The organism is Xenorhabdus griffiniae (assembly GCF_001028135.1).
In the GTDB taxonomy this organism is placed as follows: Bacteria; Pseudomonadota; Gammaproteobacteria; order Enterobacterales; family Enterobacteriaceae; genus Xenorhabdus; species Xenorhabdus bakwenae.
In genome coordinates, this window is the sequence record NZ_LDNM01000040.1 from 1 (window position 1) to 21123 (window position 21123).

The window sequence follows — 21123 nt, forward strand, 5'->3', positions numbered from 1 at the left end:
AAAGGGACAAAAACTCATTTACTTCGTTTATAACGATATTGCACTTAATATGTGAATCCAAGATCATTAAATAATAATCAATAGAAAACCAAGATAGACCCAGTTTATTACCCATGACATCAGGATATGATATAACTTTATTTTATATATAAGGCTGATGATATTACCGCTATAGTGGAAATAATTTCAAAAAACAATAATTCCCTCTCGGAGAAATAACATGAAAGCCATACTCAATATATTATTAGCGGGTATTATCCAGTTAGGTGTCACCTCACTTGCCTATGCACAATCTACCCTTGATAACATTCAATCCACGGGGATATTCAGGATCGGAACCGAAGGTGCCTATTCTCCATTCAGTTATCATGATGCTTCTGGGAAACTGACCGGGTTTGATGTGGAAATCGGCCGCGAAATTGCATTACACATGAAAGTGAAACCTGAATTTATTGAAAGTAAATGGGATGGTTTGATTGGTGGACTGGATGCCGGACGTTTCGATGCCGTGATGAACCAGATTGCCATTACACCGGAGCGCGAGAAGAAATACCGATTCTCCCTGCCCTATGTTATCTCAAAAGCCGTACTGATTACCCGCAAAGATAACAACGATATTAAGACGTTCAGCGATTTAAAAGGGAAAAAATCGGCGCATACCCTGACGAATAACTTTGCCCAAATCGCCAGACATTATGGGGCTGACATTATCGGCACTAATGGTTTTAATCAGGAAATAGAACTGGTGAGCACAGGCCGCGCAGATGCGACAATTAACGATAAACTTTCTTACCTCGATTACAAAAAACATCGCCCGGATGCACCGGTAAAAATTGTTGCCGCAGATACCCAGGCAGCACAAACCGCCGTGCTATTGCGTAAAAATGATACTGAATTAAAAGCCGCAATAGATAAAGCGATTACTGAGATAAAAGCGGATGGGACTTATCAACGCATTTGGGATAAATATTTCGCTGAAAGCGACTAACCAATCATGAAAATAGGAGCCTAACGGAATAGGCTTTTAAAATAAATCTTAGGTTCTAAGCTATAACTTTATTGTATATAACGTTCATCTTTTCTTGCCATATCATCATTAAAACAACCCTATAAAAAATAAATATATTTTTAATCTCTATCAGGAAGGTTTTATGAACCCATCATGGCTCAATTTAGCGTTGGATTCCCTATGGCCGATGATTTACGCCGGCCTGACATTCACGATTCCCCTCACACTGATAACATTCGTACTGGGGATCTCATTGGGGTTTTTCGTTGCGCTCATCAGGTTGTATGGCCCTAAGCCACTGGTGGCTGTCGTTCGGTTTTACGTCTGGTTGATTCGTGGTACGCCTCTGCTGGTACAGCTATTCCTGATCTTCTACGCCCTGCCCAGCGTAGGGATTACGTTGGAAGCGTTCACCTCCGCCGTTATCGGCTTTACCCTGAATGTGGGAGCCTATACCTCAGAAGTGATCCGTGCCGCACTGACTTCTGTTCCCAAAGGGCAATGGGAAGCCTCTCACTCTATCGGCATGAGTTGGTGGCAATCACTGCGCCGGATCGTCCTGCCACAAGCGGCACGGGTTTCAATTCCGCCCTTGTCCAATACCTTTATTTCACTGGTAAAAGACACTTCGCTGGCTTCCGTCATTACCGTGCCAGAAATGTTTCTGGCGGCACAGCGTATCGCCGCCGTCACCTACCAGCCGCTGATCCTGTATACCGAAGCCGCCATTCTCTACCTCCTTTTAAGTTCGGTGTTATCAGCACTGCAAGTCCGGTTAGAAAAGAAATTCACTCAGCAAAACAGCCGTAAAAATAAGGAAGGCAAAGATGATTCAGCTTACCAACATTGAAAAAAGTTTCGACGGACAGAAGGTGCTGAAAAAGATTAACCTGACCATTAAAGAAGGCAGCCTGACGGCACTGATTGGCCCTTCCGGGAGCGGCAAAAGTACTTTACTGCGTTGCATTAATCTGTTGGAGATCCCGCAGGCTGGCAAGCTGGAAATCGGCAAAGAACAGATTATCTTTACCGGGAAGGAACGACTGCCACATCGGGAAATCCAGCGTTTTAACCGGCAAACCGGCATGGTATTCCAGAACTTTCAGCTTTTTCCGCATCTGACGGTGATTGAGAACATTATGGAAGGGCTGATTTGGGTTCAGAAATGGTCTCGTGAACGCGCCAGAGAACGGGCGCTGGCGTTGCTGGATAAAGTCGGCTTATCCCACAAGGCGGATGTTTGGCCCGCCACACTGTCGGGCGGTCAGCAGCAGCGTGTGGCAATCGCCAGAGCAATGGCACCTTCCCCCAAGGTGCTGCTATGCGATGAACCGACATCGGCGCTTGATCCTGAGTTATCCAAAGAAGTCGTCTCAGTTTTGAAACAACTCGCCGGAGAAGGCACTACCATGTTAATGGCAACGCACGATCTGCGTCTGGCGGCCAACCTTGCCCATAATGTTGTATTTCTGGAATCGGGTGAAATTATCGAATCGGGCACGGCAAAAACCATTTTCACCCACCCCAGCAAGGTGCGAACAGTCGAATTTATCTCAACCCTGACAGAAACCTTACCGGATTGGGAAATATAGCGAGCAGTCACGGTACATTATTTATTCGGAGAAACGCGATGAAAAAAATTTTGAATTTATTACTGGCGAGTGCGACTGCTCTTGCTATTTCAGCCCCTGGCTATGCCGGCAAAGATTTTGATGCCATCAAAGCCGCTGGCGTCTTTAAAATCGGCACGGAAGGCACTTATCCTCCTTTTACCTACCACGATACCAACAATCAATTAACCGGCTTTGACGTCGATATCGCGCGGGAAATCGCCCGACGTTTGAACGTCAAACCTGAATTTATGGAAGTCAAATGGGATGGTTTGATTGCTGGATTGGATGCTAAACGTTTTGATGCGGTTATCAATCAGGTCGGCGTTACCCCGGAGCGGACAGCGAAATACAGTTTTTCTCTTCCTTACACGACGTCTCAGGTTGTGTTGATCACCCGTAACGATAACGGTGATATAAAAAACTTCGCGGATATTAAAAACAAACGTTCAGCCCAATCATTGACCAGCAATTACGGGCAACTGGCAACTACTTACGGCGCGAGTCTGGTCAGTACAGATGGTTTTAATCAGGCTATTGATCTGGTCGCTACCGGACGCGCTGATGCCACACTCAATGATCGTCTGTCATTTTTGGATTTCAAAAAACAGCGCCCTAATGCGCCGGTAAAAATTGTCGCCCAGCAAACCGATGCGAGCAAATCAGCCGTCTTGCTGCGTAAAGGGGATGCTGAGTTACTGGAAGCAGTGAATAAGGCCCTGCAAGAGATCAAGGATGACGGTACGTATGCCCGTATCTCTGAGAAATATTTTGGCGTGGATATTTCCAAATAAAGTTTTATTTTCCTAAATAGATGGCGGCATTTTTATTAGGTCGCCTTTTTTATATTAAAAAACAACACGCCCTCCTCACAAACCACCATCATTTTATTAAAAACAAGTAACATATTTAAACATACTGAAAGCATTTAACTAAACGCTATAAAATTCTATGATTCAACCTATTCTCACTAAAACTAAAAACACTCACAAAGGAAATTTATAAATATTCTATAAACGAGTTAAAGATAATATATTTTTATTCAAATAGTTACACCTGAAAAGAATCTACTTACAAAATTTGAATAAGGAAAATAATAAATTCCTCAAAATAATTCAACACTGGGATGATAAATAAAAAACGCCCTTTTCATCAGAATTTGGGGCACGTATTAGAAAAATGCAGGGATTGCCCGACAAATCGTGAAGCAATCTCTTGAGTTTGGCACAGAGCAAGGCTTTAAACGCGCTATCTGGCAACAACAGAAAACCTGAAAGCCGCCATTGCCTTATATGAAATGATAAAAACACTATAACACCCATAAATCAGCCCCACGGTTTAAGTGGGGCATTTGGGTTTAACGCTATCTTTTTCGACGTTATCTTCAATCGATCTTAATGGAGTCTGGGTTCGGATTCATCGTCTTCAGGGGGAAAGAGATCACCATCATCTTCATCATCATCATCAGGCGCGTTAGGATCTTCAAAATACGTCCCCCAACCGTCGTAATAGACACCGATCTTTTCTGCCAGATCGATGAGTTGCACAACCTGTACGTTGATCAATTCAGCCGCTAAACGACTTTCACTGATCACATCACAACACATCAAAACGACACCCTCTTCGGTTTCCAGCTCTTCCGCATCCGTGACTTCATAGCCTAACCTGAATGCTTCAAGGGCTGCTTTTTCCAGTTGATCGAAGTTTTCTGCCGAAAAATGGTGTTCAATAATATAAAGTGCATCAGGATCACTGCCATCTTCCAATAATTCTTCGATGATCAAGCGAGTTTCTTCGCACTGTTCTTCTAAAGCATGTGGGTCTGCCATGCCAATCCCCTCTGTCAGTCGGCTGTCTTGTTTTGCATTCTCCCATCTTTTATGTACAAAGGATATATCTATCCAATTTTGTCCAAAAAGAAATGCATAACATAAGCGACTGATCTATAACCTGTCTTGATACCTTCATGCCAGTAAACGCTGCACACAGGGCTTGTAATTGCATTTTTTATCGATATATAGTGAATATAAATTCAATATTGCCCTAATGGAGACAATGCATAATGAACCCTTTTTTCAAGCGTTCTTTCCTAAGATTACTTGATATTTCCTCCACAGAAATTGATACTCTATTAACTTTATCCCATGCATTAAAAGCGAATAAAAAATCAGGTTCGGAATCTCCCGTCCTTACAGGGAAAAACATTGCCCTGATTTTCGAAAAAGACTCCACTCGTACACGCTGCGCATTTGAAGTCGCGGCGCATGATCAAGGTGCCAATGTTACCTATTTAGGCTCAAGCGGCAGTCAGATCGGGCACAAAGAATCCATCAAGGACACCGCGCGGGTACTTGGGCGTTTGTATGATGGTATTCAATACCGTGGATATAGTCAGAAAATTGTTGAAACGTTGGCACAGTACGCAGGCGTTCCGGTTTGGAATGGCCTGACTGATGAATTCCATCCAACCCAACTTTTGGCTGATTTAATGACGATGCAGGAACACAGCCCAAAACCACTATCTGAAATCAAATTTGCCTATTTGGGCGATGCCCACAATAACATGGGCAATACCCTGCTGGAAGCTGCTGCACTGACGGGTATAGATCTCCGTTTAGTTGCGCCACGAACCTGCTGGCCGGAAAAAAAGTTGGTGGCGGAATGCCAAAAACAGGCAGAGAAAACGGGCGGTCAGATCACGCTGACAGAAGATATTGCGCAAGGGGTAAAAGGGGTCGATTTTCTGTATACCGATGTTTGGGTATCAATGGGAGAACCGAAATCAGTCTGGCAAGAACGCATTGCATTACTGAAACCCTATCAGGTCAATATGGCGGTTGTGAAACTCACAGGGAATCCAGATGTTAAATTTCTGCATTGCCTGCCTGCTTTCCATGATGAAGAAACAACACTCGGTAAGCAACTGGCAGAGGAATTCAATTTATCTGGTGGCCTGGAAGTCACAAATGAAGTATTTGAATCAAAACACAGCATTGTGTTTGATCAGGCTGAAAACCGAATGCATACCATTAAGGCTGTGATGGTAGCAACACTGGTGGAAAACCTCACGTTGTAATCGTTGCTTTATATTTTGCGTCCACTCATATTACATTTTCAATTTTAAGAATATAATTAAATAAAAATAGTGAGTTAAATCACTATTTTTATTTGTATCAACCTAAGTAATATGAATTGGCGATTTATACTCGATAAACTTCAGGTTGCAATCCGCAAGACGACGCGAGGCCTTATATTTCCCCGCACAGCGGGGAAATATAACACGGATATTAAAGTTGGATTGGTATATATTGCCTCATTGCATTGCCATTTTTAATTCAGGATTATTTTTTGATATCAACCAGAACAGAAAAAACGCGTTACTCTTTTTAATTGTCAGTAGCACTTTACCTAACGAAAGGAAATGACAATGAAATTAGAAACTTTATCCATCCACGCAGGTTATTCTCCCGATCCAACCACCAAAGCCGTTGCTGTCCCGATTTACCAGACCACTTCCTACGCTTTTGATGATTCCCAACATGGCGCTGATCTGTTTGATTTAAAAGTGGAAGGTAATATTTATTCCCGCATTATGAACCCAACCAATGATGTATTGGAAAAACGTATCGCCGCTTTGGAAGGTGGTATCGGTGCGCTGGCGGTTGCTTCTGGTATGGCGGCCATCACCTACGCCATACAAACCATTGCGACTGTCGGGGATAATATTGTCTCTGTCGCAAAATTGTATGGCGGAACTTATAACCTGATGGCGCACAGTTTCCCAAACCTGGGAATTGAAACCCGTTTTGTTGATCATGACGATCTCGCTGCCGTTGACGCATTGATCGACCAGAAAACCAAAGCCGTTTATTGTGAATCCATCACCAACCCAAGTGGGAATATCGTGGATATTCAGGCGCTGGCAGATATTGCCCATCGGCACGGCATTCCTCTTATTGTCGATAATACCGTCGCAACCCCCTATTTATGCCGCCCGTTTGAACAGGGTGCCGATATTATTATTCATTCTCTGACCAAATATATTGGTGGGCATGGTACTTCTATTGGCGGGATCATTGTCGATTCTGGCAAATTTCCCTGGGCTGTGCATCAGGAGCGATTTGCGATTTTAGGCACCCCGGATCCTTCGTATCACGGCATCACCTATACCGAACATTTTGGTGCCGCCGCCTTTATCGCGCGCTGCCGTGTCGGGCCACTGCGTAGCACAGGAGCCGCTTTATCACCATTCAATGCTTTCCTGATTTTACAGGGGCTGGAAACCCTGGCACTGCGTATGGAGCGCCATACTGAAAATGCCCTGAAGATCGCACAATATCTGGAAAGACATTCTCAGGTATCTTGGGTTAACTATGCAGGATTGCCTGCACATCCTGAATATAATTTGGCTATCCGCTATATGGGGGGCAAGCCAGCCTCTATTCTGTCTTTCGGCATTAAAGGCGGGGAAAAAGCCGGTATACGCTTTATTGATGCTCTGCAACTTATTGTGCGTTTGGTCAATATCGGTGATGCCAAATCGCTGGCCTGCCATCCAGCCTCAACCACCCATCGTCAGCTAAATGATGAAGAAATGGTAAAAGCAGGCGTTTCACGTGATTTAATTCGCTTATCCATCGGTATCGAACATAGCGATGATATTATTGCCGACCTCGCGCAAGCGCTGGAGGCAGCAAAGACGCAGTAAGATCATTGTTAATAGCGGTAATACCAGAATATTGCAAATGTAGTAAAAATAAGCACAGGCTCTAATTTTGAGCCTGTGCTTTAGATTAAACGACAAAACCATAGTGTGTGCCGTCGGGTAACTCTACGTCGATACGCAACTTACCACCGGATGCTTCCACGTAACGTTTGAGAGAAGATAACTTCAAGTCGCGGCCAGGTTTCTCCATATCGGAGACAGTTGGTTGCTTAATGCCGAGGGCCACAGCAATGTCGCCTTGAGTCAGATTCATGCGTTCACGAAGTTCTGCCAGATGGATGTTAAGCAACATCTCAGTCGCTGCTTTTTGTGCGTTGGCAACAACTTCGGGCTTTTCACTTACCAGTATTTGGTCAAGAGTTCTTGCCATAATTATCTACTCCTTCTTCAATTTCTCCAGATGCGCCGTGAATTCGCGGTCAGCAATCGGAATCATAATTTCGTAAAACCTTTTCTCATTTCCGTTCTTGTTACCGGCACAAAGAAGGATCCCTTTACGTTTAGGATCGAACGCAAAGAACGCTCGGATTGGATCGCCTTTACTTTGAACCCGCAGCTCTTTCATGTTGCTGTAGAATGAACCCCTAACGGCGTCTGCGTATGGCCGGGGTAACATCGGGCCTCGCTCCCGAAGCACCATCATTGAAGCCAGAACGTTGGTACGGTCGGTGTCATCCAGAACATTGAACCACTCATCAAAGGTATCCGTTGTCTCTATGGTCCACATGATTATCCCTCGCCACGATATAGATTAAATACTATATAGATGCAAGCCTATGGTCAAGATCTTTCTCTCGTTTCGGTATGATATGCTAAATGATGAAGAAATGGTAAAAGCAGGCGTTTCACGTGATTTAATTCGCTTATCCATCGGTATCGAACACAGCGATGATATTATTGCCGACCTCGCGCAAGCGCTGGAGGCAGCAAAGACGCAGTAAGATCATTGTTAATAGCGATAGCATCAGTAGATTTTGTTTAGAATACCTTATTCAATAATAAAACAGGCTCAATAACGCTGAGCCTGTTTATTTATTACTATACTGCTGATCGGTTTTTGTTACCTTTAGTTTCCTGAAGAATATTAGTAATAGTTTCAGTATGATGTAACTAGACAAAGTCCATAATTAGGGTCAGCTTTGCCTTTATCAACAATTGTCAGTTTTTGAACATCAAACCCGACCAACTTGTTTTGACCAACCACGTTATTAAATACCGTCGGAATGGGGTTAGGATTATTACTAGGCTGAGTGACATCAGTACCTATAATGCTCCAATCCATTATATTGGGAAACTCTTCCAGTAGAGACGTACCATCTTTTGCAATGTTACGACCTGACTTAGGATCGCTCCATGGCCACAAATCGGTCAACTTAACTGTTGAAAACCTTGATGACTTACCCGGGCTACCATATGCTTCATAAGACGTTTCACAGGTATATTTTGTTGTGTCATACGCGAGTCCATTAAAATAGCGTAATGGCTTCACTGTATAAGTGTACGTCCTTATTGCTCCTGTTTGATTGTTAGTAATAGTGGCCCTGAACTTTGTCGGTATCATTGTTGTATTTGGTTGCAAAGCAAATTCGATAGTCCCATTGATACCATCTATTACTGGCTTAAGAATTTGCTTATCCTTAGTATAAACCGAAGCTGCTAACCCTGATACTATCTCATAATCGCCTGTTTCAACCTTTGCATCAGTAATAAGAGGCGTACCTGGATCAACTCGTAACTCCGCGTATAACGATGCGAAAAGGTTGTGAGGTCCATTTTCATGACTCTGGTAGAATCGACTGACACTTGTGTTATTGTTATTGTAAACATACAATCCCGCAGGCTGATCTACCGATATAAATGTCACGTCAGTGTTCGCCGTCGATTCCCGTTTTCCGTCTTTCGTCACAATCTCCAACTTGGCTCTGACCTTGTTAACACCAACAGAACTGGTCAACGTTACAGTTAAATATCCCTGATCATCCGTGGTTAACTTTTTATTATCGAAAACCAGCTTATTTTCCTCTACCAGCTTGTTGTGGTCAAACTTGTCGGAATTAACAACGCTCCAAATCACTTTATCGTGACCAAAGGTCAGATGGGGTATGGCAGTAACACCAGAGGAATCAGTGATTTTTGCCTTATAGGTATAAGCCTCTTTTCCGTCACTATTGAGCGTCTTATTAGCAGGTATAATTTCCAGATCGCCAATCTTGATGTCACCGATGAAAGTCACTGGATTTTCAGCGTATGCCTTTGTTTTCCCACCATCAATTGATGCCCCTACTTTAATACCTTGTACAGGGTTGGTACTGGTTAAGGTAGCAAACAAGCGTCCATTAGTATCCGTAGTCTCTTGCACTGACGACCATTTCATGCCATTCGGTAATTGTTCAGGATACCACTTAACATCCACTTTATGATTTTTCAGCGGGATACCATTCTTATCTTTCACATCTGCCGTAAAGGTATAACCATTATCTCCGGCGAGAAGTGTCCCTGACGCCAATGGCTTGACAGATTGAACCGCAAAGTCAGAGATAAGGCCACTAAAGCCAATATCACCAATATGGGTTTTTGGCATGCCAGGCATTTCCAGGAAAACTTTCACATCTTTCAGCGGCTGGGAAGTTGCTACTGTTGCCTGCAATTGCCCCTGGGAATTGGTTTTGCTGGGGTTCTCCCAATTCAGGATCACATCCTTACTTTGTGGCTCAATAGACCAGATGGCATCCTGGATCACGCCATCGCGGATAATGTCTTTATCGGCTGTACCATGAGCGACAGTTGCCAGTAGATTATAACCCCCCTGAGCACCCGCAGCAGAGGAAGATAATTGTTCAGTCTTAAATTGTCTGACAACAAAAGGCTGTACTGTCACATTCAAAATAGCAGGCTTGCTGAACTTACCGTTATTTCCTTCCGCAACGATATTGATCGTATGCGTATTCTGTCCCTCAGGAACATATTTAGGTAATACAAGCGCAAGCATCTCATTACCACCGCCAATATTGGAAATAGCGCCGCCATTTTTTACAAATGCATTATCTGCCTGAAATAGGATTTTCTTGACACGTGATTTTATATTAGCCGTTACAGGTATTGGCGTTGGCCATACTTGCTGGCTATAACCAACAATAGCGCTTTGTGATAATGACAGTTGCAATTCGTCTGGTTTCTTCCTGTGATCAAGCACGATATGGTTGTTCCTTTCCACTAAGTCATAGCGGCTGCCTGCCAGTGTGCGTATGGAAGCAACATTTTCAGGTGAGAACTGCACACCAAGCGGTACACCAAAGCGATAATTCAGGTTGGCCTGGAACAGCGTTTCACTGTGCCCGCTGCCGCCATATTTGTAATCTACTCCCATTGTCACCAACGGAATCGGCGTATAATTCAGGCCAACTCTCCCCAGACTGGGGTTTTTCTGTTTGCTGTCACGATTGAACAGCGTAACGTTATCACCAAAGTATTGTTCAAAGCCTAACTTACCCCCCAGATTCGGGTAAGCCGGTAAATAGAATTCGCCATGCAGATCAAAACCGTTAGCAGGACGCTCTTCCCAATCCTGTTCTTTCAGTGACTGACGCCAGTTAGTCAGACGCCAGTATGAATTGGCAGAGAGTTTGACATAATTTGTCCAGGCTTCCGCCCCTAGACCAATACGCTGATTTTTACCAGTGACATCATGGTCAAAGAAGGTGTTCAACCCATACATCCACTGAGGCGTAAAATAACGCCCGCCCAAGCCGACGTTCAGGGTATGGCGGCTGTCTTTATGACGATAACCAAATTGGGAGAAAACCAACCAATCGGCTTTATTGTCGTAAAGCGGCAGCAGCATATCCAGAGAGCCATTATCCAGTTTGCCTTTTCTGTCTAAGCCAAAGTTAATTTTGGCTGTACCAAACTGCGATAACCATTTCTGTGTCTCGCCGGATATTGCCCCATTAATTCTTCCTAACGCGTAGGATTTCGCTTGTTCAGTAAGTTCGGAAGGTGAAGACGACAGTACCCTGCTGACCGTCTGAATATTTTGCGCAATTAAATTTTCTGTTTCATCTCCCCTATTATTTAACTGGTTTTCAGTTGCCACTTTCTGGGTTTGCTGGTCAATGCTTTTTTCACCTATAGCAAGTGTATTCATTGATATAAATGGTAAAAACACAGAACCTATATATAGAAAAGACCGAATGAACTTCTTACTCATATATGAGTCCATATATAGTACCTCGTTGAATATTTGATGTCCTAACACGCGATAAGAATAAAAAATTAATATTTTTGTGCACTTAAGATACATTAGGTGATTTATTGCTAATCTGCTTAATGACAATTTTCTATGACTTGATAATAAAAAGTTATCACTTTCTGTTTTGAATATCAGGTGATGACATGAGGTGCGAATTAGCGTAAAAAAGTCAGGCTGCTATTCAATAAAACAGGAGGGTAATAGTGTGTTTTTTATATTTATTTTTCGAGAAAAATTTATTTGATGATAAATTTCAAGTTACAGATAATAACACTGTAACTTGAAAAGTAAGGGTTGTAGATTTAATTCCGGGTCAGGCTTTAAACATCAAATTTTTTCCCTGAACGGTTCATCCGTCTGCTGTCTATCAGACATGAAATCGCCTATTTGATGGCAAGTCCCCACAATGTCGCTCGCTTAAACCAAGCTATCTTCCCCCGGACTCTCCCTTCCTCCTGATAATCCGGCGGCGCTTATTAAACAGATCCGGCAGGATCGTCTGCGATACGCACTGCCACTCAATTTTATCGATATCAACCCCCTGTTTGACAAAATAGTCTGACAGCGCTGACTGGCATTGTCCGAGTACTTCAATGGCACAATTCCCTTCCAATGTCAGCAACAACTCAGTCTGAGTTAGCCGATAATCACTCGTTAGCGGCAGAGTATTAGCGATGATCCGCGAACAGGGATCAGCAAAAATACTCACCATTTCCCCATTAAGCGCAGGTAAAATCAACTGATCATCATTGCGCCCCTCTATACGCTCTATCGCCAATGCCGGATTGCCACAAGCACACGGGGTTTTCTTCACGACCAAAATATCATCAAGCTGGTAACGCACAATGGGCTGAGTTTCTCGGGTAAAATCGGTAATAATCGGATTAAAACGCGATTCATCTATCCATTTTGGCTCAATATGCAGAAAATCTTCATTAAGATGCAGCGTCCCATGCGAGCAGGTACACGCCAGAAAACCTTCCGTTGCCTGATAAATTTCTCCCACCTCCCTGAATACGGCCTGCAACAGTTGGCGATCTTGCGGCTCAAGCACTTCTGCCACCGAGATCACTTTAACCGGCGGCAACGAGGCTTCACCTTGCTGGATCTTCAATGCCAGCGCCCGCAATACTTGAGCCGGTGCCACAATAATCGTCGGCCTGTACTCTACTAACGCTTGCACCTGCTGATTAAAGTCAGCGAACAAATCAAAAAAACGGAAGGATATCCAACGATTCTGGACACTATCGTAGAGCGTGTTTCCCGCCCGTAAAAACAGCGCAACCCGTTCACCGTGAAATAAGCCATTTGGCAGCATCTTAGCAAGCATCATTCCTGCCCAAATGCTCCGCTCTTTCGGGCTGGCAACAAAAATACCCCGCTGCCCTGATGTCCCTGATGACAGGCCAACGCTGAATTTGCCGACTGTTGGCTTGAAATCTCGTGACTGTTCGCTCAACCGCGCACATGCCAAAAGCTCGTCACGCCTGAGACCTGCTGTATTCATCTGGTCGAAATTTTCCATCATGATGGCTTTATTCATCAGCGGATATTCCACTAACGGTAAATCAGCGTATGAGGAAAAATAAGGGCTTTTCGCCAGAACCCTATGCTTAAATCTCGCCAGTTCTCTCAATTGATGCTGCTCGAGCTGCTGTCGGTTGGCAAATTTCCACCGTTTTTTGGCTCGCCAATAGTAGCAAAGCGTTTTCAATATCATTCCAAATCTCCCTCATGACATAGCTGGATAGGGATCTGTTTTTGGTCAATTTGATGCAACTTATTCAGTGTTTCGTAATAAGCCCGGCTGTCATCCATAATAAGATTCGCCAGCTTTGCAGGCCCGCGCAGTTCACGGTAATTCGTCGGTGACCAGGCAGCATCTCCCGCCAGCAATACCCAACCCTGTTCAGTCAATACACAAAGGCCAAGATGCCCGGCCGCATGACCGGGCAGCGGAACAATCAGGATCTGTTTCTGACTTCCTGGCACGGCATAACCTTCTCCCAATACCGCTAATTCTTCCGGCAATGAGCTGGTTTCAAATCCTTCATAAAAACGGACTCTGGATTCGAAATCTTCCGGGACTAATCCCCGCACAAACGCTTTTCGTAGTGCGGTGATCCCACGTAAATGACGGGTTTGCCGCCAACCTTCCCCAGAACAGATAAATTTAGACTGCGGGAAATCCCGTAATCCGGCAATATGATCACCATGAAAGTGAGAAATGATGATGCCATCAATATCACGTGCCTGAATACCTTCTTCCTTGAGCTGCATCACCAGTGCGTCTTTGCTGTCAAAGTAAACCGGCGTGACCGTGCGATATAACCGAATAATCCCATTGCGGGTATGATCGTAAAAATGATTGGCGTATCCGGTATCAAGTAGCCAACGCTTATCATGACACGCCAGCAACCACGCACGGGCTGGAAATTTGCATACGCGAAGACTGGCACCTTTCAGTGCCATGCAACCGGAATGAGTGCAATAGCCCACTTCAAAAATACGTATTTTAACCATGTGAACCCGTTTGCTGGTCTGCCTGTTTTAGCCAATTGGCTGTTAAATGAATGCCTTCCTCTATGGTATAAATCGGCGAATAACCCAGCTCTTCCTGCGCCTTTGAATTATCCAGTGTCATGGCGTAATAAGCTGCGCCAATACCATAACGCGTCAGCAACGGCTCTTTTCGGGTGAACATGGCAATGCCTTCCAAAATTGCCGCAACAGCATACAAAAGTGAATAAGGCAATGATTTGATCCGGTAACTAAACTGCATCTCATCAAATAACTGCCCCAGCGTTTTTGCCAATGGCTGTGGCTGTTGATTGGTAATGTTATATATCGCCCCGCTTTGTACGCCTTCGCGCTGGGTTGCCAACGACATAGCATGGACAACATTCATAACGTAAGTGAGATCCAGCGCATTCCTTCCCCCGGCCGGTAAAGCCACCACGCCTTTACTGGCCTTAACCTGAGCCATCAGACGCGGTAACAATACCCTGTCATGCGGGCCAAATAATCCACGGGGACGCAGGATAATGTAAGTAGTGTCAGGATAGCGGGGAAACAATTGGCGTATGCTCTCTTCCGCCAGAAACTTAGTCCGGGCGTAATCATTGGCGAAATACTGGCTGCGCTGATTTTCGGTAACATGCTGTTGGTGGGAAAAATTAAAATACACGGCTGGAGTAGAAATATGGATAAAGCGCCGGATACCACCTATTCCGGCTGCCTGTGCTAACGTATAGGTCGCCGCCACGTTGATACGTTCAAACGCATCAGGATCACCCCAGGGAGAGGATTTGGCGGCACAATGCCAGACGGCATCACAATCTGACATCAATGCGAGGGCGTCATCCTCCGTTAACGTCGCCAGTTCAGCACGACGAAACTCCGCGCCCAATTGAGTCAAGAATGCTCCCGCCTGCGGGTCACGCCCGGTTGCCACCACCGTTTCTCCCCGGGATAACAGGTAATCAACGGCATTACGACCTAAACCACTGGTTGCGCCAGTTACAAGAATTTTCATGGTATCAGGATCATCTCACTTAATGAAAGCCCGGCCGCGGTACCAAGCAACATCACATAATCACGGCCATAATAGCGATTTGTCATAATGGCTTCATGCAGTGCGCTTGGAATGGATGCCGCAACCTGATTACCGCGATAACGATAGATATTCACAAATCTCTCATTTTTGATATTCAGTCGCTTGAGAATATGCTTCAATCCCAAATGGCTTGCCTGATGCGGTATCACGGTATCAATATCGGACATGGCAAGATTGGCACTGTCTAATACACGTGCAGTAAATTCTTCAATCAATGAGGCAGTCAGTTTAAACAGTGGTTTACCCTGCATCTGGAACAGAAAATCGCTATCTTCCATGCCGGTACGCAGATTTTTACGGGTTCCACCCGCCCGGATCTCACATAATTCAAGGCCTTCCGGGTAGGTTTCATGTTTGTAGGTAACAATCCCGCTTTGCCCATCCCCTCTTTCGACGATCATACACGCCGCCCCATCACCAAAAATCAGCGAAGACTCCTGATGTGACCAGTCAATGCCACGGGAAGCCATTTCTGAGCAGACAATGGCAATCCGCCGATACTGCCGGGTTGACAATAATCCACCCGCCACACTCAGCGCAGAGATAAAACTCACACAGCTAGCATTAATATCAAAACAGGCCGTTCCTGCCTTTAATCGACTCTCTTTTAAAATATGTGCGGCGGAATAAGGTAAGGCTTGAATCGGGATAGCAGAAGCTGAAATCAGCAGATCAATTGAATCTGGCGAGATTTGATGTGTTTCTAACGTATTATGCAATGCATCTGAGGCTAATTTAGCCGGTGATGCTGCATAATCAGAATGATAACGATACTCTATTCCAGAATGTTTTTCGACAAAACCCTTTGGTTTATTGAGTTTCAAATCTAAATCGGATGAATACACTTTTTTTTCTGGTAAAGCAATACCAGACGCAATGATCTTTAATGGGATCAATTCATTTGAACTTTTCATTTTTTTTATTACTTCCAGATGTTAATTTTTTGTTTAATTTTATTGTCAGAATATGAAGTTAATTCTGATTAGGGAGAGAATAAATAAATATTTATCAGATAGCTGATTAAACAGGAAGTATATATTTATGATACATCATATTATTAAATTGAAATATTAAATGCAGCCATATGAAAAATAGAAAGTTTTTTCAGTTCATCATTTCAATATGATGAACTTTTTTTAATGAAGAAAGCATGTTATGAGATTTAATGATGATATTTGTTGCTTCTATGTAAAACAAAAATCAATGTTAATTGACAAATAAATAAATTTTATTTAATTAATAGAAATAATTGCCTTTGGTTTTTATTTCATTGGTTAACTATATAAAGATAGAAGTCTTGAGAGTTCCAAATAAGTATTAATTTAATCTTCTTAATTTATCTTAAAACAAAAAAATAGTAATCCACTAATATACCAATCCAACTTCAGGATGCGTGTTATATTTCCCCGCACAGCAGTGAAATATAAGGCCTCGCGTCGTCTTACGGATTGCAACTTGACGTTTATCGCGTACAGACTTCAAGTAGATTAAAAAGGGGAGCCAAAGCTCCCCCATCATTCAAGGTGATGCCAGATCACTGGCTGGCTTTCAGTTTTTGAAAGTACTCTTCGTACAGGATATTGGCGTTACCAACATCACTCTGCCATTCGCCTTTTTTGATCTCGGCGGCATCTGGGTACAGCGATTTATCTTCTGTCATCGATTTCGGCAGTAATTTTCTCGCTTCCAGATTCGGGGTTGGGTAGCCAATTTTCTCGGCAACCTGTGCCGCAATTTCCGGACGCAACAAGAAATTGATCAATTTCATCGCACCATCGACATTTTTAGCATTCGCTGGAATAGCCAAACTGTCCATCCAGAAAATCCCGCCCTCTTTCGGCCAAATAATCTCAACCGGTGTACCAGCCTGACGCGCAACATAAGCAGAGCCGTTCCACATCATACCGATATCCGCTTCGCCTTCCATAAATGGGTTGGCAGGGTTATCAGAGTTAAATGCCAGTACATTTGGCATCAGTTTTCTCAGTTCCTGATAAGCCGCTTCAATCTCTTTCGGATCAGAGGTATTACCGGAATAGCCCAATTTCAGCAACGCCATCTGGAAAACTTCACGCGCATCGTCAGTCAGTACTAAACTGTTTTTGTACTCTGGTTTCCAAAGATCAGCCCAGGAAGAGAGAGACTTGGGATCAATATTATCGCCATTGACGCCAATCGCCGTTGCCCCCCAAATATAAGGGATAGAGTAATCGTTATTCGGGTCAAAAGACTTATGAAGCAGGTTAGGATCAAGGTTATGGAAGTTGCTCAATTTACGGGTATCGATTTTTCGCAACATCCCTTCTTTACTCATCTTTGAGATAAAGTAAGTGGATGGAACCACTAAATCATAAGCGCCGTCTTTATAAGTTTTCAGCTTGGTGTACATGCTCTCATTGGATTCATAGGTGGAATAAATCACCTTAATCCCAGTCTCTTTGGTGAACTGGTTGAGCAAACCAGGCGGAACATATTCAGTCCAGTTGTAAAAATACAGCGTTTTGCCATCATCAGCGGCAGCGGCATTCACCGAACCAATGCTTAATGCCATCATCCCAGCGGCTAACAGACAGAACCACTTTTTCATGTTGTTTTTCATGTCATGTTTCCCCTCGCAGTTGGTGCGTTAGTATCATATATAGGTTCGGTGTGAACCTATCCCCGAAAAGGGGGCTATTATAAAAGTGACATTTAATGGGGTAAAGCAACTTATTTCTTGCTGAAACGGTGTAATATGAAAGAAAAGCGTGGCCAATCCGCAACCACGCTTAAAAGAAGATTAAGATTTCCCTGTGCGATCACGCATCACAAATTGGCTAATCAGCACCAAAACCAACGACATAAGTAACAAAATCGTTGCTAATGCGTTCACTTCCGGCGAAATTCCCACTTTTACCATTGAATAGATCTTAAGTGGCAAAATCTCATAGCTTGGCCCTGTCACGAATGAGGAAACCACCACATCATCCATCGATAAGGTAAAGCTCAGTAACCAACCCGCCATCACCGCCGGCATCGCCAGCGGCAGGATGATTTTTCGCAGGATAGTCAATTCACCCGCGCCCAAATCACGCGCCGCTTCCAGCATCTTGACATCGAAATCTTTCAGGCGGGAGTAAACCGTTATCACCACAAACGGCAAGCAGAAGGTGATATGCGAAAACAGCAGTGACCAGAATCCCAGTGAAACGCCGAGCAGCATAAACAGTACCAACAAAGAGATTGCCATCACGATATCCGGCGACATCATCACGACGAACAGCATACCGCCAACAAACTTTTTGCCTCGGAATGAGTAACGATACAGAGCGACCGCCGTCAGGGAGCCAATTAAGGTGGCAAACGTGGCGGACGTTACCGCCATCGTCAGGGAATGGCCTGCCGCTTGAACCAGACTGTCATTAGCGAACAGCAGGCTATACCATTCAGTGGTAAAACCCTGCCAGCTAATGCCAAAGCGTGATTGGTTAAACGAGCTGACCAGCAGAATAATCATCGGGATATACAGGTAAGCGTAAACGATGGTCATGAAGCCACCGCGCAACAGGCGTCCGATCATTCCAGTTCCACCTTCTTGTTCAGCAACTTAGCCGCACGATAATAAACCAGTAACATCAATCCCATGACCAGCGTCAAACAGATGCTGGTCGCCGCCCCAAACGGCCAGTCGCGGATATTGAGGAATTGGCTCTTAATCACATTACCGATCAGCAGGTTCTTCGCCCCACCCATCAAATCAGCTACGTAGAACAGCCCCATCGCGGGCAGCAATACCAGCAAACAACCGGCGATAATGCCCGGCATGGTCAATGGCACAATGATGCGGATAAAGGTCTGCAATTTCCCCGCACCCAAATCGCGTGCCGCTTCCAGGCAAGGTTTATCCAGCTTTTCAATGCTGGAATAGAGCGGCATCACCATAAACGGCAACAAGATGTAAACCAGCCCCAGCACAACCGCTTCGGGGGTATACATGATGCGAAAGGGTTTATCGGTAATGCCTATCCACAGCAGAAAATCATTCAAATACCCACGGGTACTGAGAAACATCTTCAAGCCATAAATACGGATTAACGAGTTCGTCCAGAACGGCACGATCAACAGGAATAGCATCAGCGAACGCTGTTTCTTTGGCATACGAGTCAGGAAAAAAGCGAACGGATAGCCAATCACCAGACAGCACAACGTCGCTATAATCGCCATATTCAGCGAATGCAGCAGCACCTCGGCATACAGCGGATCGAACAATCGGCTATAGTTATCCAGCGAGAATACCATCTGCACTAAATTGGCATCATCACGGGTCAGGAAGCTGGTTCCGATGATCATCAGGTTCGGCAAAAAGACGAACAGCATCAGCCAGGATACGATGCCCGTAATGACGATATTCTGGAATAGTTTACGCGTCTTCTTCATCGACCAGCACAACCTCCCAGCTTTCTACCCAAGTGACGGCAATCTTCTGGTTCAGGGAATGGTCAACGTCCGGATCATCTTCGTTGAAGAATTCACTGACCATGACCATCTTGCCATTTTCCATTTCGACCACGGAATCCAACGTCATGCCCTTGTAGTTACGCTCACGGACATAACCAATCAGCCCCGATACCTGCTCACCGTTGTTGATCTCTTCCACGCGCAGATCTTCCGGGCGCAGTAAGACTTTCAACGTTTGCCCCACCGTCACGGGCAGCGAGGTGAAAATATCACATTCATGGCCTTCGACATTGGCGCGTATCCGTTGATCATCAATACGATGCAGCACTTCAGCATCAAAGATATTGATTTCGCCGATAAAGCGGGCAACAAACAGGTTTTTCGGCTCTTCATAAATCTCACGCGGAGAGCCATCCTGTTCAATGCGACCGTTCCGCATAACCACGATGCGGTCTGACATGACCAGAGCTTCTTCCTGATCGTGGGTCACGAAGATAAAGGTGATGCCGAGCTTACGCTGGAGCGCCTTTAGCTCATTTTGCATCTGCTTGCGCAACTTGTAATCGAGCGCGGAGAGTGATTCATCCAGCAGCAAGACTTTCGGTTTATTGACAACCGCACGGGCAATCGCCACACGTTGCTGTTGGCCGCCGGAAAGCTGGACAGGTTTACGCTGGGCAAACTCTTCAAGCTGCACCATGCGCAGTGCTTCCTCAACACGCGGAGCAATCTCTTTTTCCGGTGTTTTCTGCATCCGAAGTCCAAAAGCGACATTTTCAAATACGGTCATGTGGGGGAACAGGGCATAACTTTGGAAAACCGTATTAACGTGACGGTGCTCGGCGGGAATATCAGTAATATCCTGCCCTTCCAGTAAAATTTTGCCGCTGTCTGCATCTTCCAGCCCGGCAATCAGGCGGAGTACTGTAGTTTTGCCACAACCGGATGGCCCAAGAATGGTCAAGAACTCGCCATCATTGATTGTCAGATCGAGCTGTGAAATAACTTGTTTACCGTCGAAGCCCTTACTCAAGGCTTTCAGTTCAACGAGTGGTGTCAGAGAGGTGTTCTCAGTCATTTATGCTATCATCTATCCCTTGGAATAATGCAGATAGAACCGCCACGGGAAAAGACTGTGTTAGCTAGCAGAAGGCATCATTTCTCCGCTAAAGCTCAAAGCCAGTGGCGCCGGTTGAAATTACGAAGCGCGCATCATAAACGCAGTACGCCCAAATTGAAAGCCGAAACAATAACAATATGTCATTTTTTATGACTATTTTATGAATGGTCATCGCGTGTCTTATTTTGCACCGAATTGTACCAGATGGAAATAGTTTCATATCGGATATTTTTGAAACAAAAAAATACTTTTGTTTTCCAATGAATTCAGGCAGGTATCCTCCCGATTCGGGATCAGGCTGCGGCCAGCTTTACATTTCCCGCCCTTCCAGCGGGTTTTACCAACACTGCTTACAC

The 21123-nt window shown here is 44.6% G+C and carries 19 protein-coding genes; 7 read left to right on the plus strand and 12 right to left on the minus strand.

Translation table 11 applies throughout. The features are described 5' to 3' along the window. Window positions 1-220: 220 nt before the first annotated feature. The 4 genes from AAY47_RS10385 (at window position 221) to AAY47_RS10400 (ending at window position 3413) form a co-directional block, all read left to right on the plus strand. Window positions 221-988: an amino acid ABC transporter substrate-binding protein gene (locus tag AAY47_RS10385; RefSeq protein ID WP_047769570.1), complete on the plus strand. Its 768-nt coding sequence runs from the start codon at window positions 221-223 to the stop codon at window positions 986-988. 163 nt (window positions 989-1151) lie between these two features. Beyond that, window positions 1152-1859 (plus strand): amino acid ABC transporter permease, encoded by a 708-nt coding sequence (locus tag AAY47_RS10390; RefSeq protein ID WP_047769572.1) that lies wholly within the window; start codon window positions 1152-1154, stop codon window positions 1857-1859. Continuing rightward, the gene (locus AAY47_RS10395) at window positions 1837-2601 is read left to right on the plus strand and encodes an amino acid ABC transporter ATP-binding protein (RefSeq protein WP_047769574.1); all 765 of its coding nucleotides are present in this window, start codon (window positions 1837-1839) and stop codon (window positions 2599-2601) included. The genes AAY47_RS10390 and AAY47_RS10395 overlap by 23 nt, the downstream gene beginning before the upstream one ends. Before the next feature lie 38 nt (window positions 2602-2639). Further along, window positions 2640-3413 carry an amino acid ABC transporter substrate-binding protein gene (locus AAY47_RS10400; RefSeq protein ID WP_047769576.1) on the plus strand — a complete coding sequence of 258 codons (774 nt, stop codon included), beginning with the start codon at window positions 2640-2642 and terminating at the stop codon, window positions 3411-3413. 600 nt (window positions 3414-4013) lie between these two features. On the opposite strand, the gene rraB is transcribed toward AAY47_RS10400, so the two are convergent. Continuing rightward, a complete protein-coding gene (gene rraB / locus AAY47_RS10405) occupies window positions 4014-4448 on the minus strand; it encodes a ribonuclease E inhibitor RraB (RefSeq protein ID WP_047769578.1) in 435 nt (144 codons plus the stop codon). A gap of 233 nt (window positions 4449-4681) precedes the next feature. Here rraB and argF point away from each other — a divergent pair, with 233 nt between their 5' ends. Together argF and AAY47_RS10415 are read left to right on the plus strand one after the other, a co-directional pair. After that, entirely contained in the window at window positions 4682-5695 is a 1014-nt protein-coding gene (argF, locus tag AAY47_RS10410) for an ornithine carbamoyltransferase (protein WP_047769580.1), read from the plus strand. A 351-nt stretch (window positions 5696-6046) separates the two neighbouring features. Next, window positions 6047-7327, plus strand: a complete 1281-nt coding sequence (locus AAY47_RS10415; RefSeq protein WP_047769582.1) for a bifunctional O-acetylhomoserine aminocarboxypropyltransferase/cysteine synthase — start codon at window positions 6047-6049, stop codon at window positions 7325-7327. Window positions 7328-7412: 85 nt separating this feature from the next. On the opposite strand, the gene AAY47_RS10420 is transcribed toward AAY47_RS10415, so the two are convergent. Then, the gene (locus AAY47_RS10420; RefSeq protein WP_047769584.1) at window positions 7413-7715 is read right to left on the minus strand and encodes an XRE family transcriptional regulator; all 303 of its coding nucleotides are present in this window, start codon (window positions 7713-7715) and stop codon (window positions 7413-7415) included. A 6-nt stretch (window positions 7716-7721) separates the two neighbouring features. After that, window positions 7722-8072 (minus strand): type II toxin-antitoxin system RelE/ParE family toxin, encoded by a 351-nt coding sequence (locus AAY47_RS10425; RefSeq protein WP_047769586.1) that lies wholly within the window; start codon window positions 8070-8072, stop codon window positions 7722-7724. Window positions 8073-8130: 58 nt separating this feature from the next. On the opposite strand from AAY47_RS10425, the gene AAY47_RS20620 reads away from it, so the two are divergent. Then, on the plus strand, window positions 8131-8286 hold the full coding sequence (locus AAY47_RS20620; protein ID WP_255334813.1) for a PLP-dependent transferase: 156 nt from the start codon (window positions 8131-8133) through the stop codon (window positions 8284-8286). Between the two features lie 155 nt (window positions 8287-8441). Here the strand turns inward: AAY47_RS20620 and AAY47_RS19985 are convergent, their stop codons facing one another. From AAY47_RS19985 to potA, 9 genes are all read right to left on the minus strand, one after another. Then, on the minus strand, window positions 8442-11489 hold the full coding sequence (locus AAY47_RS19985) for an inverse autotransporter beta domain-containing protein (protein ID WP_053014253.1): 3048 nt from the start codon (window positions 11487-11489) through the stop codon (window positions 8442-8444). Between the two features lie 532 nt (window positions 11490-12021). Then, window positions 12022-13314, minus strand: coding sequence for a F390 synthetase-related protein (locus tag AAY47_RS10435; RefSeq protein WP_047769588.1), 1293 nt, complete (start codon window positions 13312-13314; stop codon window positions 12022-12024). After that, the gene (locus AAY47_RS10440; protein WP_047769589.1) at window positions 13311-14117 is read right to left on the minus strand and encodes an MBL fold metallo-hydrolase; all 807 of its coding nucleotides are present in this window, start codon (window positions 14115-14117) and stop codon (window positions 13311-13313) included. Before AAY47_RS10440 ends, AAY47_RS10435 begins: the two co-directional genes overlap by 4 nt. Next, entirely contained in the window at window positions 14110-15129 is a 1020-nt protein-coding gene (locus tag AAY47_RS10445) for an NAD-dependent epimerase/dehydratase family protein (protein ID WP_047769591.1), read from the minus strand. The genes AAY47_RS10440 and AAY47_RS10445 overlap by 8 nt, the downstream gene beginning before the upstream one ends. Continuing rightward, window positions 15126-16124: a 3-oxoacyl-[acyl-carrier-protein] synthase III C-terminal domain-containing protein gene (locus tag AAY47_RS10450; RefSeq protein ID WP_047769593.1), complete on the minus strand. Its 999-nt coding sequence runs from the start codon at window positions 16122-16124 to the stop codon at window positions 15126-15128. Before AAY47_RS10450 ends, AAY47_RS10445 begins: the two co-directional genes overlap by 4 nt. A 620-nt stretch (window positions 16125-16744) precedes the next feature. After that, a complete protein-coding gene (gene potD, locus AAY47_RS10455; RefSeq protein WP_047769631.1) occupies window positions 16745-17797 on the minus strand; it encodes a spermidine/putrescine ABC transporter substrate-binding protein PotD in 1053 nt (350 codons plus the stop codon). A 192-nt stretch (window positions 17798-17989) separates the two neighbouring features. Next, entirely contained in the window at window positions 17990-18769 is a 780-nt protein-coding gene (gene potC / locus AAY47_RS10460; protein ID WP_047769595.1) for a spermidine/putrescine ABC transporter permease PotC, read from the minus strand. Beyond that, on the minus strand, window positions 18766-19626 hold the full coding sequence (potB, locus tag AAY47_RS10465; protein WP_047769597.1) for a spermidine/putrescine ABC transporter permease PotB: 861 nt from the start codon (window positions 19624-19626) through the stop codon (window positions 18766-18768). The genes potC and potB overlap by 4 nt, the downstream gene beginning before the upstream one ends. Further along, window positions 19610-20725, minus strand: coding sequence for a spermidine/putrescine ABC transporter ATP-binding protein PotA (gene potA / locus AAY47_RS10470; protein WP_047769599.1), 1116 nt, complete (start codon window positions 20723-20725; stop codon window positions 19610-19612). The genes potB and potA overlap by 17 nt, the downstream gene beginning before the upstream one ends. Between the last annotated feature and the right edge of the window lie 398 nt (window positions 20726-21123).